Source organism: Bradyrhizobium elkanii WSM2783, assembly GCF_000472865.1.
Taxonomy (GTDB): Bacteria; Pseudomonadota; Alphaproteobacteria; order Rhizobiales; family Xanthobacteraceae; genus Bradyrhizobium; species Bradyrhizobium elkanii_A.
The window spans coordinates 87,209-102,216 of record NZ_AXAP01000002.1 but is presented as its reverse complement, the minus strand read 5'-3'; the positions used below and the strand labels follow the sequence as shown (position 1 = coordinate 102,216).

Sequence of the window (15,008 nt, the reverse complement as noted above, 5' to 3'; positions counted from 1 at the left end):
ACTTCGTGATCTTGGGTGGGCTATAGCAACATCATAACCCCGAAGCCTTCGACGGGTTGCTGGCTGAAACAAGCGGAAGCGGCCGCCATTGCCAGACCAAGCAACCATCGTTTACGCAACCATCGCTGGACGTCCCGCCAGACCGAGCCGGAAATTGGACGCGCCGGAGGGGGAAGGGCGAAAGAGACCCCATTTTCCTTGGTCGCGGGGGAGCGTTACCGCCTTTCCCCACACTCGACCAACTTGCGCTACCTTCTTCAAGCATCCGTTTGAGCGGCGCGCAAACGATTGGTCTTGCTAAGGTTCTAAGCGCGCAGCGCAGATCTTGGAAGGCCGCGACCTTCGGTATCGGCGGCGAGCAACCAATATCGCAGAAGCTCGAATGGGAACGCGCTTGCGGCGGCCTAGTCGTAAGGCGGCGTTGTGTTCTCGGGCACCCCCGCGCCACCTCCTATGTGAAGACACTGCCAAGCATCGTCCTGCCGTTCCGAGCCGCACATGAGCAAGCGATGCGATCTAGAGTGAGCTGATGAGCCTTCGCCTCTGAAAAGCATCCAAATTTCTATATGGGATGCCTCGCGTCCGGATCTTGCGAGGGGCGCGTGCCTCCCGTATTCGCGGCGTCTCTCGTCACAAGGGCTCCAGTTTTTGCAGAATGCTGCTGCCAGTATTGGCCGTTCCGACTACGTCGTTGCCGCACGTGTTGCGGAAAATCGTTGTTTGCGTAGAAAAATGGTAGCTCGTGGCAGCGGGGGTCCGGCACGTCGCTAAACCCACTATTTCGGAAGCCCTGTTTTGCTACCGGAGGGTAGCTTAACTCGCGAGGCGGCGCGTCGAAAGACCGACAAGAGCCGCCGTTCCTGCGCTATTCATCGCCGCTCAAGATAGTTCGCTCATGGGTCCGAATCCCGGACGCGCAGCCACAGATACCAACATTCGCTGGTGGCAGCCATTTGAGCGGCGGACGCTTGGCGCCGCCAAGTAGCCCGCGCGCGAGTGCCGACACCCAGCTGGGATATTAGGTCATCGCTGTTTTCGCCAGCGAGGCCGTGCATCTCTTGCTGACAGCGGCTCAAGAAGGACCTGCTTGAGATCATCTCCGGAAATCACGACGATCGAGAAGCTTAGCCTACCACTATCGTTCAGCAGTCCTCCGCTGATCGCCTTTCCCGATGCGCTTTTCTCGGCGACAAGCACCGCATCAATGATCTCTTGGTTCACGCGCTTGAATGCAGCAAGGTTGCGTCTGCTCTCCTTGTCAAGCTCACTGAGCGGTGTTCCGATTGTCTGACCTAAACGGTCGCCCGCGTTTGCGTCTATGGCATCTTCCCAGAGGCGATCACTTTGGAGCGTTTTCACAAGATAGGCGGGAACGCCTTTATCCTGATCAAATGAGATGTCCACCACTCTCCCACCGGGATGAAGCCTTTGCGCTGCAATTAGCGCTTCGCCGAGAGATACTCTCGAACCGCGAAATGCCGCGAGTTCATCCTTCAGATCTGGCACTCTGATGCTGCTGCCGAGCTGCGGATGAGCTTGAGCGGGCACAGAGATCTGCTGATTGGGGGCGGCGGCGCAGGCCTGCTGTGCAGGTGCACTGTGGACCAACAATGCTACTGCAAGCCCGCACGCTCTGAGAATCGCCTTCCAATGAGCGACGGCACTCAAGCTGTTTGACGTTCGAGCACGAAATTCGCCAAGGCTGAACACTTACGCACTCATCGACCTACTTCTTGCCTTCGAAGACGGCACGGCACGCTGGACTGAGCTTTGATACTTTGCGCTGGAGACAAGCTGTAATTGTGTCGCGATTTGGGATGAACTCGGCGCACAAACGAAACACGTCCGGCTTGCAGGCGTTGCGCTGCGCCGACGTGCCGTCCTGGGCGTACCCAACGCCAGCCCCTAGCATGATCGAAATGGCCAGTACCCCACCGCACACGTGGAACGATTGTCGAATCTGACCCTTGCCCTGCCGCATCGTGAACTTCCGTGTCGCCAAATGATTGCTTCGATGCGGTAGCGTGCACGACGGCGAACGGGCCGGCGAATGAATCCCGGCAAAGCCAGCCAAATCCTTCGCAAGCCAACACAGTCCGAACGGTGCTTACCCGCGCCTAAGTGACGGCGCAGGATTTTTGCAAGGATTTGCCGGAATTTATTCGGCGCGGATCGCGGTATCCCCGAGGATATCGGGCGACATCGCTGATCGCGGGGCATGCATCCAATGAATGGCAATATGGGAGAGCTCAGGGACGAGCTGCGACAGCATTTTTCGAGCATCGCCGAGACATTTGATCGCGCCAACACGCTCGTCTTCGACGACGAGCACCCGGCAGAGCAGGATCTTCGCGAGCAACTGCGCAAGATCAACGAGACCGCCGAGCAGGTTCGCGCACGGACGGTTGCCTCCTATGCAAGCTTCGAGCAGTTGATCAACGACGAGCGGGCCGAGACGGCTGCTCAGATCGCGGCCTGGAAGCAGGCACGGCAGACGAGCCAACTACACGCCCGCGCCGACCGTTGCGAGCGCTGCGCTGTCATCGCCACCGAGATCGCGCTCCTTGCCATGGACCAGGCCGAGCGCGCCATCATCCAGGCCTTGCTGGCGCGGGCGGAAGCCATCTCGGTCCAGATCCAGCACGTCGGGCCTCATCGGCCATGAGGCTGGACCGTTAAGAGCAGCGGTCCGGCTCGATCCCGTGGAAACAGGCTCGGGGCAGCCATCCAAGATAGACTTGAGTTCGCCTCACAGGTATCGTCCAACGATGCAGGATCACTTGAAACGACAGGTCGCAGCGGAGCAGCCTGCCTCCGTAGCCTACGAGTTCTCATTTGGGCCGTTTCGGCTGCTCAGCGCCGAGCGAATTCTGAGCGAGGGCGATCGCCCGGTGCGGCTCGGCAGCCGCGCGCTCGACATCTTGATCGCGCTCGTCGTGCGAGCCGGCGAACTGGTCAGCAAGCGCGATCTCGTCGCCATCGTCTGGCCGGAGACCGTCGTCGTCGAAGCCAATCTGACGGTGCATGTCGCAGCGCTTCGCCGTGCGCTCGGCGACGGCCAGGGCGGCCAACGCTACATCGTCAACATTCCCGGCCGCGGTTATCGCTTCGTTGCTCCCGTCTCCATCGTCACCCAGTCCGTGCCGGCGGCGCCGCCAGCCGCGGCGCCGCAGGCCCCCCACAATCTTCCCGCCCAGCTCACCCGCCTGATTGGCCGCGACGACGTCGTGCGCAATCTTTGCCAAAGGATCGCGGCGCACCGCCTCCTGACGGTCGTCGGCGCGGGCGGCGTGGGCAAGACTGCCGTTGCGCTCGACGTTGCCGAGCAGATGATCGGAACGCTGAAGGACGGCGTCTGGCTTGTCGACCTTGCCCCCGTAACCGATCCGGAACTGGTGCCGACGGCGCTCGCCGCCTCACTCAAGCTCGAGATCCGTTCGGACAATCCCTTGCCGAGCCTGATCGGCGCGCTCAGCGACAAGCAGATGCTGCTGGTGCTCGACAATTGCGAGCACGTGATCGATCAGGCCGCTGCCCTCGCTGCCGGCATCACCAAGGCGGCGCGCAACGTTCACGTGCTGGCCACGAGCCGCGAGCCGCTTCACGTCGACGGCGAGCAGCTCTATCGGCTGCCGCCGCTCGAAACCCCGCCGGACATGGCAACTTTGACCGCGACCGAGGCGCTCGGCTTTCCCGCCGTCCAGCTCTTCGTCGAACGCGCGGCCGCCGCCTCCAACGAATTCGATCTGACCGATGCCGATGCCAGGAGTGTCGCCAGCATCTGCCGCAAACTGGACGGCCTGCCGCTCGCGATCGAATTCGCGGCGGCGCGGGTGGATACGTTCGGCGTGCGCGGACTGGCGTCGCGGCTGGACGATCGGCTGAGCGTCCTCGGCGGCGGTCCGCGGGGCCAAATTCGCCATCAGACGATCGGCGCCACGCTCGACTGGAGCTATCATCTGCTGAGCGCGGCGGAACAGGCCACCTTCCGGCGATTGGCGATTTTTATCGGCGGCTTCACGATCAATTCGGCCAGCGCCGTCCTCGGCGGCATCGCAGGAGATGGCGAGGACATCACCGAGAGCATTGCCGGCCTCGTGATGAAGTCGCTGATCGTCGCCGGAATCAGCGACGGTGACGCGCGTTTCCGTTTCCTGGCCACGACCCGGGCCTACGCCATCGAGAAGCTGCGAGAATCTGGCGAGGCGGAGCCGCTGGCGCGGCGCCACGCCGAGCATTTCAGGGACTTCCTCGAAGCGGCCCAATCCGATCCGACCGGCCGGCGCTCCATCGCCGCCGAAGTGGCAAAGCCCGAGATCGACAATATCCGCGCGGCGCTGGTCTGGGGTTTCGGCCCCCATGGCGATCGCGAGACGGCCGTCGCGCTCGCCGCGGCCTCGGCGCCGATCTGGCTCAACATATCGCTGCTCACGGAATGCCATGCCTGGACCGGGAAGGCGCTCGCACTGCTCGACGACGCGGACCGCGGCAGCCGCCGCGAGATGGTCTTGCAGACCGAGTTCGGCATGTCGTTGATGCATGCGCTCGGCGTCAGCGAACCAGCCCGCGCGGCACTGACCCGTGGCAGCGAGCTGGCGGAGCGCCTCGGCGACATCGGCTGGCACCTTCGCGCGATTTCCGGACTCACCAATCTCTGCCTTCGGCTCGAGGATTTTCACGGCGCGCTGGCGCTCGCAAGAGAGGCAGAGGCGGTCGTCGCGGGGAGTTCCAACCCCGTCGAATTGGCAACGGCCGAATTCCTGTTCAGTGGCTCCCTCGTCTATGTCGGCGAATATGCGCAGGCGATGGCTTATGCACAACGGGCCTTTGCCCGCATCCGCGCACTGCCGCAACAGGCGGCCGTCGTTCGCTCCGGCCTGGATCACGGCATCCAGGCCCGCTGTGTGGTCGCCAACATCCTGTGGATCCAGGGCTTGGTCGACCAGGCCGCGCGCATGACGAAACAGATCATCGTCGACGCCGAGGCCGGCGGACACGCACTCTCACTGTGCTTCGCGCTGGCCTGGTGCGGCTGCGCCTTTCCGCTGCGACTGGGCGACATGCCTGGGGCCGAGCACGCGGTCCGGCTTCTCGGCGATTGGGCGGATAGACACGATCTGCCGAGTTACAAGGCCTGCACGCTCACCTATCACGGGGCCCTGCTCGCCAAGCGCGGCGACTTTGCCGACGCAGAGGCAAAACTTCGCGCCGGGCTTGCCGGATTGAGCGAGGCGCAGTTCGAGGTGCAATTCACGCCCTTCCTCAGCAGCCATGCCGACGTGCTGGCCAGGACAGGCCGGCGCGAGGAAGCCCTCCTGCTGGCGGAGGAGGCGCTGGCCCGCTGCCGGCACAATGACGTGCAATGGTGGATGCCCGAGGCGCTGCGCATCAAGGGAGAGATCTTCCTGCTTGGCGAGCAGCCGGACATGGGCGCTGCCGAGGCGCTGTTCGTGCAATCGCTCGAATTGTCGCAGCTTCACGGCGCGCTGTTCTGGGAGCTGCGCGGGGCGCTCAGCCTCGCCGAGCTCCGCAAAGGCCAGGGAAAAACCGACGACGCGCGCAAACTGCTGGATGCGTCATACGGCAAGTTCACCGAGGGGTTTTCGACCGCGGATTTGATGCGGGCGCGGACCTTGCTCGATCAATGGGCGACCGCTTGAAGGTCAATCCGCTGCCGTGGCGACCGGCTTGAGTTTCGCCGGCGCCTTGTCCGCCGCCTTTGACCAGGAGCGATAGTAGGCCAGCGCCGTCATCGCGCCGACGCCGGCGGCGCTGACGAGAAGCTGCATCCAAACGGCACCGGAGATCTCGACCAGCACGAAATGCGCGGCGAAGGACAGGAAGATGCCGGCACAGAACACTTCGAGCGACTGCTGGCCGCATTTGATGGCGGGGCGAAAGATGCGCCATTCCAGCCCTGGCCAATCCTTCGGCAGCAGGCGCACGACGAAGAAGGCGAACACGATGAAGTGCAGCAGGCGGTACGGCGCGAGGTTGGTCTTGTCGTTGGGATTAAAGGCGCCATAGATCTCCGCGGGGATCAGCGCCCGTAGTTCGTCGAACCGCGCCGCCATGGTGAGGACGAGCGCGAACAGGAGATAGGCGATCCCGAGCACCAGCGCAGTCCGCGAGTGGATGAACGGCATCGCCTGTGCGGACCCGCCCAGCGCAAACCAGGCTCCGAACACGAACAGCAACTGCCAGGCAAACGGATTGAAATACCAGGCGCCGACCGGATAGGCCGGCAGATTCCAGCCGAACTGCCGGGCAGCGAGATAGAGCAGTGCCGAGCCTGCAAGCGTGAGGTTCGGCCTGCGCAGCATCAGCCACAGCACCGGAGGAAAGACACCCATCAGGACGATGTAGAGCGGCAACACGTCCATGTTCACCGGCTTGAAGCGGAGAATCAGGCCCTCGAACAGGACTTGCGCCGGATGTTCGAGGAAGCCGCGGATGTTGAAATCATCCGCAAAACCCGTCTTCCCGTATTTTTGGGCGAGGTAGCCGATCTCGGCGAGATAGATCACGAACAGGAACACGTGGGCGACATAGATCTGCCAGACCCGCTTTAGAAGTCGCGACGCGCCGATCACGAAGCCCCGCTCCAGCATCATCCGCGCATAGACAAAGGCGACGGTGTAGCCGGAGATGAAAATGAAGAGGTCCGCGGCGTCGCTGAAGCCGTAGTTCCGGGTGGTGACCCAGTTCACGACGTTGTTGGGGATATGGTCGAAGAAGATGCCCCAGTTCGCCACGCCTCGGAACAGATCGAGCCGCAGGTCGCGGCCGCGTGCCGGAAGCGTGGCGGATATCTTCATCACCGATGCGCCGGAGTTGCGGTGCGCGCGGTGTCTTTCGCGATCTCCCTGCCGGCGAGCGCCGCCATGATCGCGGCCCAACCCGACGAGATCAGGTTGACGCCCGCGAGAAGGCCAAGAGCCCAGATCGCGCTGATCGGCCAAAGGAACCAGATGCCTGCGGCGAGGACCAGATCCAACAGGCCGCTCAGCAGCATCCACATCCAGGAATTCGGAATAACGGTACGGTAGTTGATCGACGCTGCAATCTGGAAAACGCCTTCCGCCAGGAAGAAGGCGGCAAGTACCAAGGTCAGCGACAACGTTCCGGCAATCGGCCGGTCGACCAGGAGGATGCCGACCACGATCGACAGTGCCGCCGTCAACAGCCCCCGGAGGAACGCAGGCACGTCACGCGCGGCAGAGATCGCGACAAGGCCGACAATGCCGCTGACCAGGAACAGGCCGCCGATATACAGCTCGATCGCAATCGAGGCCGCCATCGGCGCGCCGATCGCAAGCGCACCGAGGATCACCATCGCGATGCCCTGGACCAGGAGCAATCGCCAATGCGCAGCCAGCGCATCCTTCACCGCCCGCTCCATCAGACCGGTCAAGACGCCCTTGAATACCATGATGCTTCCCCCGCCCTGCTCACCACGCGATCGTCAGGCGAGTCTGAAAGATATCCGTGCTGGTGTGGCCATCCGCCACCTGCGCGCTCAGCGGATGCCAGATGTGCTGATAGCTCGGAATGAGCCGCACCGCCGGGGTGATGGCGAAGTTGTAAAATACCTCCATCCCGGTCTCGTCGCTTGCCGAGGCGGCGCCGCGAGTCAGAAGGCCGATATCGGTCTTGAACTTGCCGCTGATCTGGTTGTGGTAGACGCCGATGCCGAAACTGTCATAGTCGCGGCCGTCGATCATGCCGTGGGCGAACAGAGCGATGCTGGCATCGCGGGCGACAATGTTGGTTTCCTCCGGGGCGTAGCCGACGCGCGCGAACACGCCGACGCCGCGGATCAGCTCACCGCTCTTCAGCTTGCGATGGACGGTCTCGGGATCGTCCTTGACGAAGAAATATTGCGAGGCGTTGGCAATGGCGAACCAGCTTTCATCCTTCGAGTTGGTCGGCAAGCCGTCGAGAGAATTGGCGCCGAGCATGCCCCCTACCGCCTGCCTCACCGCCGCAACCGACGTCAACGTGCCGAACGGCGTCTCCAGGTCGAGCTTTGGCTTGTTCGACCAATTGAAGGCCGGCGAGAACTGGCCGGGCAGGCCGGCGATGTCGTAGGACATAACGGCCATGAGGTAGAGATTGACGTGCTCGAATGCGTGCGAGGCGAGATTGTCCGCCTTGCTGTAGGGATCGAGCACACCGCCGGCGATCGCGAATTTCGGGCTGAGCGCCCAGATGCCGAGCGCGGCCAGCGACGTCGGATTGTAGAAATTCGGCGTCATCGGGTTCTTGTTGAAGTTGAAATTGGCGAAGTGGTACTTGTAACTGCTGCCGAACGCGGTCTGATCGGGGATGAAAATGTTGCTGATCTTGCCGAGCACCACGCTGAACTGCTGGCTCAGGGCCTGCACCAGGTAATATTCAGTCGGCAGGATATCGTGCGACAGTTGCGGATCGGGATAGACGAGCCCGGTATATTGCGGCACAGCCGATCCCGCCGTGAACGTGTTAGCAGGCGAATCCCCGGTGCGCCATTGCGCGGTGGCGTGGATGATGCCGCCCGACCACCAGCCGGCGCGCGCGGTGTCGATGTTGACCGAGAACTGCGTGTTCTGAACGAAGGCGCCGCCGGTCTTCAGTCCACCCGAGGTGATGTTCTGGTAGTAGCTCGTCGAATAGATGTCGAAGAAGAAGCCTTTTTGCGCGAGCTCGGTGCGCGTGCCGCCCCAATCGCCCAGCAACTGCGTACGGCGCCAGATGTCGCCGGTGACTGTGCCAGGCAGGCCGAATACGGGCGCGCTGTTGAAATAGGCGAGCAATCCTGGCGCAACATTGACCAGCGAAATCAACTTGCCGGTCGGGACGGGTCCGAACGGATCGGAGACCTGCGGCGATTTCTCCGCTGCGGCCTTGCGCTGCTTTGACTTCTTCAACGGCCTATCCGGCGCGGCCGGGCCGGGCGCAGTTGCGCTGCTGACGTTGCCGAAATTGGCAAGGTTTTCGTCAGCGCGCGCGGCGCTTCCCGCGATCAAGAGCGCCGCAGAGGCCCAGAGGCCAAGACTTCGTATTTTCATAACACTCCTCTCGTGGAATTCCGGGACCCGGCTCTTCCACCTTCGTCACGCTACGACGCCGGCCTAAGTCGGCCTGAGTGAAGCGCTCCAAATTCCCGCAAATGGTTGCAAAAGGAACTTTTGCCGCCGCGCCGGCTCGCTCAGAGCTTGCGGCCGGCGAGCACGATCGCGAGCAAACTCTTCGATGCGAGGCTGAGGCCGCCGCCACCGTCACCGCGGTCTTCGATGCCGTGGCCTGGCACGAGATTGCGGATACCGCCATGGCGCGCGATGTGCGACAGGATGTGCGGGAGACGAAGATCGGCAGTGGCGGCCGGCTCGGTCGACCAGGTCGTGGTATCCGGATAATTGCCGGGGAGCCCCGTCGGCAGCGTCAGCATCGATGGCGTGTGGCTGAATTCGACGGCAGACGACAGGCGCGTGAAGGTGCCGAGCGGCGTATCCTGGTCAATGCCGTGCTCGACCATGTCCTGCACGCTCACGGGCTCATAAGGTTCGGCGTCGCGAGGCGCAGTAAGGCTTGCGGCCATCGTGGCGCAGCGGCTAAGCGAGGCGCCGGTTTTCCAGAAACCGCCCTTCTCCTCGCGCTCGGCCAGCGCCGCGACTGCGCCGATCGCTGCGAGATAGCCGGTGATGTAGTCATTGAGCAGCACCGAGATCAGCGTCGGCTCGTCCATGCCGACCGAATTGGCATGCATCATGCCGCTGACGGCCTGGCCGATCTGCTCGAAGCCCTTGCGATCCGCCCATGGCGTGCCCGGCGACGCATAGGTCGCTCCGGCATAGACCAGGCTCGGATTGATCTCGCGCAGCGCGGCCTCATCGAGCCCCAAGCGCTCGAGCGCGCCGGGTGAATTGCTGTTGACCAGCACGTCGGCTTCCGCCAGCAGGGCGGCCAGGCGCGCCCTGCCCGAGCGGCTCTTCAGGTCGGTCAGGATGCACTTCTTGCCCCAATTGACGTCGAGCCACAGCGGCAGCACCCAGTCGCCGACCGGCGGCTGAATCTTGATCACTTCGGCGCCCTGCTCGGCGAGCAGCCGCCCAATAGTCGGACCGGCAACCAGATGCGCCATCTCGACGACGCGCACGCCTTCGAGCGGGCGCGCTGCTGCCTTGCCGAGCCTGCGCTTGCCGCCGTTGCCGTGCTGCTCGATCTCCACCATCGGCAGTTTCGCTGTGGCCGCGCCTTGCGGATGAGCGAGCCATTCCTCAGGGCTGCGCACGATGCCCGCGGGAATGCGCCGCGCCGCCATCTCATCCTCGATCTGCTGCGCCGGCTTCTTCTCCACCGCCGCCTGAATGGCATGCGCGGCGTTGGAGCACTGGAAATAATCGAGCAGCGCATCGCGCAGATGCGGATGCAGGCCGATCATGGTGACGTAGCGGCCGTCCTTGGCACGATAGGTGCCGTTGTCCGGACCGATCGGCCAAGTGTCCATCAGGCAGCCATAGCCGTTGAGGAACTGCAACTGAGCGGAATTGAGCAGGAGGCCGCAACGGCGACGGTTGAGTTTCATCGTTTGCGACGGCAGGCCGCGCAGCCGACCAATATGCTCGACGACGCAGCCGAAGGCGGCCATGACGCCGGCGGCATAATCATGCGCCTTGATGGGGCTGATCGTATATGAAGCACCGGGCTCGATCGTAACTTTGCTCGGATCAAGGGCGAAAGGGAGCGCGGCAACAATCGCATCGAAGGTCTTCTTCTGAAATTCCTGTGTAATCATTTGAAGGCTCGCCCCTGCAGATCTTGCGTGAGAGCAGCGGCCGTAAGCAGGTTTTAAGCCTACAGCGGCACCGCTGCGCGGACCGACAGAAACAGCCGCCGTTAGAGCGATCGAGTTAAGCTGAAGAAAGGCCGGCAAATCCTTCCAAAGACGAAGCCGCGATGTCGATCGCGATCGGACGAAGTCTTGGCGCCGCGATGAGGACCGCGAGGCGGCATCGTTTGGAAGGATTTGCAGGAATTAGGAGAGCTTGACTGAGCTTCCTCACCGAGCAGGCATAGAGGTGGCCCTGCAGATTTGGGGATCAGCAGCATCATGCCATCCAGGACCATGGACTGGCGCTCGGCCTTCACTTGTCGGCTTGGGCTCGCAATCGCAGGGCTGTCGCTGTGCCTGGTGCTCACGCACTGTGCAGAGCTCAACCAGGTTGCAAATCTGCCCGCACAGCATAGTGCCAAATCGGCCCGCATGACCGTCCCGGAGTTCGACGGCGACACCGCGATCGGTCTTGCGTTTTCCGGTGGCGGAACGCGAGCGGCCGCGTTTGCCTTCGGTGCGCTCCGCGGACTGGACCAGGTTCGCTCACCAGGCGGTGGAAGCTACCTGGATCGCGTCATGTTCGTGACGGGAGTCTCCGGAGGCTCCGTGACTGCGGCGTATTTCGGCCTCAAAGGGCGCGAGGCACTGGTTGATTTCCGGGAACGCTTCCTGCTGAGAAATGCCGAGGAAGCACTGCGAACCGAGATCGACCTCGCGAATTTCTCGCGTGGCTTGCAGGGAGGCGCGAACAGTGCGAGCCGCCTAACGGGCTGGCTCGATCGAAATCTCTTTGATGGCGCCACAATGGGAGAGCTCCTGAGGCCCGGCAAGCCGATCATCTGGATCAATGCGTCCGACCTGCTTCACAGAACGCCATTCGTGTTCTCGCCGGTGACATTCTCCGCGTTGTGCAGCGACCTCAAGGAGTTTCCATTGTCGACGGCGGTCGCGGCCTCGGCTGCGGTCCCGGTCGTCTTTACGCCGATCGTGCTGGAAAGCTTTGCATCGTCATGTCCGGCGCCTCTGCCGCGTTGGCTGGATGCGATCCTTGCCGATCGAAATACGGGATCGCAGGCGCGCGCGTTTGCCACGGCATTGGCCGACTATCGCGATCCCGACAAGGTCAGATACCTGAAGCTCGCGGACGGCGGCATTACCGACAACTTTGGACTTTCCGGCCTCGTCATCGCGCGCGCGGCAGCGGCCGCGCCCTACCTGCCTCTGACACGCGATAAAGCCGTGCGCTTGCGAAGAATCGTCTTCATCGTCGTGAATTCAGGGCAAGCGCCGTCCGGTGGCTGGTCTCGCACGCTGGAAGGCCCCGCAGGCGTTGAACTTCTCGACGCAGTGACTGATACCGCTATCAGTTCGGCCGTTCGCAGCGGCTTCGACGCGTTTCGCCTCACACTTCAGGAATGGGAACGCTCAGTCAGACATTGGCGATGCAGCCTGCCGCAAGGAGAGGCAAGGCGATTTGGCGCGGCGGCCGACTGGCGATGTAACGACATTAGCTTCGAGGTCGCTGAAGTCTCGTTCAGCCAATTCGGACCACAACTGGCAGCAAGACTCTCGGCGATTCCAACGCGTTTCAAACTGCCTGCCGACGATGTCGATCTGCTCATCAAGTCGGGCTCGGACGCTGTTCTCGCTCAACCTAAGATACGCTGATGCTACCGCTGGATGTACGGCGCCTTTGCAAGGATTTGCGCGCCTTTGTCCCGTTTGGCTCGGTCACCGCGACACTAGCCGCTAAGAAAGAACGGCCGGGTGCGTATCGTTTCAGAAGCTTGTCGACGAGGCGGACGCCCATTCTCGTTCAGATTCACGCCGTGGCATCACACGTCAACGGTCCGCGGGTACAGCGTCGGGGAGACCTCATGAACGACAAGATCGACCAATTTTGCGACAAGTTGCGTTTGCAACTCACCAGGATCGACGATGCCCTATCGTCCATCAGTGCCAGGATGCAGGCCGAGGTGACCGCCACCGAGGCCGAAATCCGGGCGCATCTTGCCGAACTGGAGCTCCACATCGACGCTCGCCGGTCCTCAATCGAGAACGCAGCCCGACGCATTGACGCCTGGGAAAAGGCCAAGTTGGACTGTCTCGAAGAGAGGGCCGCGGAATGGAAGCAACGACGTGACGTCACGAGGCTGCAGCGTCAAGCAACTGAGAGCGAAGATCTGGCCGCGCAAGCTTTCGAAGTCGCGCTGTTCGCAATTGAGCGCGCCGAACACGTAGCGATCGAGGCGCGGCTGGCGAGAACCGCGGCGGAGGAAGCCGCTGTGCAAGCTCCTGCGTAGCACGACGCAAACGACATTCGTCAATATCCCGACAGACTCCTTTGAGGCGCACCCGTGAAACATATCAGGCAAATGTACTTTCTAGCCGCAATCGCCCTCCCCTTGATGAACGGCGCCGCTGGTGCGCAGGTCGCCGGAAGCACGCTCATTGGCGTGGCAGCCGCCGAGCTCCGCGAACTGGCGGTGGGCTGAAGCGTCAAACGGCAAGTCCTCGGGCAGGCCGTCTGGAACGACAAGGACGAGAAGATCGGGACAATAGACGACATCATTATTTCCACCGAGAAGTCCGTCTCATACGCGATCGTCGGCGTCGGCGGATTCCTGAAAGTCGGAAAGCACGATATCGCGCTTCCGGTGGGCCGCTTCGCGCTGAAGGACGGAAGGCTGGTCTTGGCGGGCGCCACGAAGGAGGCCTTGAAGGCGATACCGGCCTTCGAGTATGGCCCGCGATGACACCGGCGTCGGTGCTATCGAGGCGTGCTCGGTCGCCGCGGCCTCGCGCCATCGCGCATGGATGCGTGGCCGTGCTGCTCTTCACCGGCGCCGCTTCCGCCGCAGAGGGCCCGCGAGAACCGACAGAATCGGGCGAACATAGTTCAGGACTCGGACAGCAGCTCGCAAACCCGATTGCCAATCTCATTCAAGTGCCGTTGAAGAGCAATTTCGACTACGGCGCCAAGGATGGACGCAGCGACGCGTTCCGGTACACGTTGAACATCGAACCGGTCGTTCCCTTTTCGTTGAGCGAGAACTGGAATCTCATCACTCGCACGATCATACCCGTCACCCACGTCGAAAGGCTCTTTCCGACCTACGAGTCGGGCTTGGGCGACGTGGTGCAGAGCTTTTTTCTCTCACCGGCGAAACCCGTGAACGGTGTCACTTGGGGCGTCGGCCCGGTTTTTCTGTATCCGACAGCGACCGACGAGGTGCTGGGTCACCACCAATGGGGGAGCGGTGTCACCGGGATCGTCCTTCAGCAGAACGGTCACTGGCTATACGGCGTGCTGGCCAATCACATCTGGTCCCTCAGCAACGAGACCTTCGGGCGAGAGCGCGTGAACGCGAGCTTTCTCCAGCCGTTCCTGACATACACGTTCCCAAAGACGCAGACGACAGTCTTTTTGAGCTCCGAAAGCACGTATGACTGGGCCTCGAGGCAGTGGATGGTGCCGATCAATCTCGGTCTCAATCAGCTCGCCAAGATTGGCCCGCAGGTGATTCAGGTCGGCGGCCTCGTTCGATATTACGCCGAGACGCCGCAGGGCGGTCCGGGATGGGGCTTCCAGTTGCGTCTGACTTATGTGTTTCCCCGCGCCCATTGAGCCCGATGGCGCTTGCATTTATTCCGTGAGCCGGATCCCAGCCTCAGGGAACACGGGGCGCAGAACTGCGCCCCGGACTTCTGGTGGGCGCACCAGGGCTCGAACCTGGGACCCGCTGATTAAGAGACACGCTGCGACCATTGATTTCTCGAGAGAATTTTTCCAACTGGACCAAGATACACCCCATAAAGGTCAATGGCTTACAGCGTGAAATCCAACTGCGAGAACGCGTAAAGCTGGATGGACCGACGCGTGCGACACGTCGGGGATTCGGGGCACCATACGAAGGAATATTGAAAGACCTCGGGCTGCCGATCGGGTGAAACCGATCTCCGTCCCGAAAAATCGACGGTGCGCATTTTCGGTTCCGCCAGAACGCGGTGTCTCTGGACAGAATTTCGCCTGGCTCGGATTGCAGTTTCAAATCCGGGAGACGGAACCACCGATACCGACATCGAACCCTGCTGAGCGAAAGCCGCGGCGAATATGTACGGAGGGCGACCACTGCGCCCCGAACGCAATGAACATCTTCTAAGCCGTTGATTTTTTTGGGCGTCGCGCGTT

The 15,008-nt window shown here is 62.3% G+C and carries 11 protein-coding genes and 1 pseudogene; 6 read left to right on the top strand and 6 right to left on the bottom strand.

Annotation, left to right across the window (positions count from 1 at the left end):
- Positions 1–1,023 precede the first annotated feature (1,023 nt).
- Together YY7_RS50430 and YY7_RS0102540 are read right to left on the bottom strand one after the other, a co-directional pair.
- Positions 1,024–1,710, bottom strand: coding sequence for a PepSY domain-containing protein (locus YY7_RS50430; RefSeq protein ID WP_080663547.1), 687 nt, complete (start codon positions 1,708–1,710; stop codon positions 1,024–1,026).
- A 16-nt stretch (positions 1,711–1,726) separates the two neighbouring features.
- Positions 1,727–1,981 (bottom strand): hypothetical protein, encoded by a 255-nt coding sequence (locus YY7_RS0102540; RefSeq protein WP_051396462.1) that lies wholly within the window; start codon positions 1,979–1,981, stop codon positions 1,727–1,729.
- A gap of 246 nt (positions 1,982–2,227) precedes the next feature.
- Between YY7_RS0102540 and YY7_RS0102535 the strand changes: the two genes are divergently transcribed.
- A complete protein-coding gene (locus YY7_RS0102535) occupies positions 2,228–2,665 on the top strand; it encodes a hypothetical protein (protein WP_028161852.1) in 438 nt (145 codons plus the stop codon).
- Positions 2,666–2,780: 115 nt separating this feature from the next.
- The gene (locus tag YY7_RS0102530; RefSeq protein WP_196237210.1) at positions 2,781–5,660 is read left to right on the top strand and encodes an ATP-binding protein; all 2,880 of its coding nucleotides are present in this window, start codon (positions 2,781–2,783) and stop codon (positions 5,658–5,660) included.
- Positions 5,661–5,663: 3 nt separating this feature from the next.
- On the opposite strand, the gene YY7_RS0102525 is transcribed toward YY7_RS0102530, so the two are convergent.
- From YY7_RS0102525 to YY7_RS0102510, 4 genes are all read right to left on the bottom strand, one after another.
- Positions 5,664–6,818 (bottom strand): OpgC domain-containing protein, encoded by a 1,155-nt coding sequence (locus tag YY7_RS0102525; RefSeq protein ID WP_028161850.1) that lies wholly within the window; start codon positions 6,816–6,818, stop codon positions 5,664–5,666.
- Positions 6,818–7,432, bottom strand: coding sequence for an HdeD family acid-resistance protein (locus YY7_RS50425; RefSeq protein ID WP_051396461.1), 615 nt, complete (start codon positions 7,430–7,432; stop codon positions 6,818–6,820). The genes YY7_RS0102525 and YY7_RS50425 overlap by 1 nt, the downstream gene beginning before the upstream one ends.
- Before the next feature lie 19 nt (positions 7,433–7,451).
- Positions 7,452–9,050 carry a carbohydrate porin gene (locus YY7_RS0102515; RefSeq protein ID WP_028161849.1) on the bottom strand — a complete coding sequence of 533 codons (1,599 nt, stop codon included), beginning with the start codon at positions 9,048–9,050 and terminating at the stop codon, positions 7,452–7,454.
- Between the two features lie 140 nt (positions 9,051–9,190).
- A complete protein-coding gene (locus tag YY7_RS0102510; protein WP_028161848.1) occupies positions 9,191–10,777 on the bottom strand; it encodes a CoA transferase in 1,587 nt (528 codons plus the stop codon).
- 315 nt (positions 10,778–11,092) lie between these two features.
- Between YY7_RS0102510 and YY7_RS0102505 the strand changes: the two genes are divergently transcribed.
- From YY7_RS0102505 to YY7_RS0102485, 4 genes and pseudogenes are all read left to right on the top strand, one after another.
- Positions 11,093–12,484 (top strand): patatin-like phospholipase family protein, encoded by a 1,392-nt coding sequence (locus YY7_RS0102505; RefSeq protein WP_080663546.1) that lies wholly within the window; start codon positions 11,093–11,095, stop codon positions 12,482–12,484.
- 209 nt (positions 12,485–12,693) lie between these two features.
- Positions 12,694–13,119 (top strand): hypothetical protein, encoded by a 426-nt coding sequence (locus YY7_RS0102500; protein WP_155255006.1) that lies wholly within the window; start codon positions 12,694–12,696, stop codon positions 13,117–13,119.
- Between the two features lie 216 nt (positions 13,120–13,335).
- Positions 13,336–13,572 (top strand): annotated as a pseudogene (locus tag YY7_RS64960) (PRC-barrel domain-containing protein); the annotation flags it as partial.
- A gap of 71 nt (positions 13,573–13,643) precedes the next feature.
- Positions 13,644–14,444: a hypothetical protein gene (locus YY7_RS0102485; RefSeq protein WP_210164678.1), complete on the top strand. Its 801-nt coding sequence runs from the start codon at positions 13,644–13,646 to the stop codon at positions 14,442–14,444.
- Positions 14,445–15,008 lie beyond the last annotated feature (564 nt).

Bases quoted from the DNA above. Each gene is read 5' to 3' on its own strand.
- YY7_RS50425 (WP_051396461.1), bottom strand. From the start codon at position 7,432: ATGGTATTCAAGGGCGTCTTGACCGGTCTGATGGAGCGGGCGGTGAAG.
- YY7_RS0102505 (WP_080663546.1), top strand. From the start codon at position 11,093: ATGCCATCCAGGACCATGGACTGGCGCTCGGCCTTCACTTGTCGGCTT.
- YY7_RS0102500 (WP_155255006.1), top strand. From the start codon at position 12,694: ATGAACGACAAGATCGACCAATTTTGCGACAAGTTGCGTTTGCAACTC.
- YY7_RS0102515 (WP_028161849.1), bottom strand. From the start codon at position 9,050: ATGAAAATACGAAGTCTTGGCCTCTGGGCCTCTGCGGCGCTCTTGATC.
- YY7_RS0102510 (WP_028161848.1), bottom strand. From the start codon at position 10,777: ATGATTACACAGGAATTTCAGAAGAAGACCTTCGATGCGATTGTTGCC.
- YY7_RS0102535 (WP_028161852.1), top strand. From the start codon at position 2,228: ATGAATGGCAATATGGGAGAGCTCAGGGACGAGCTGCGACAGCATTTT.
- YY7_RS0102525 (WP_028161850.1), bottom strand. From the start codon at position 6,818: ATGAAGATATCCGCCACGCTTCCGGCACGCGGCCGCGACCTGCGGCTC.
- YY7_RS0102540 (WP_051396462.1), bottom strand. From the start codon at position 1,981: ATGCGGCAGGGCAAGGGTCAGATTCGACAATCGTTCCACGTGTGCGGT.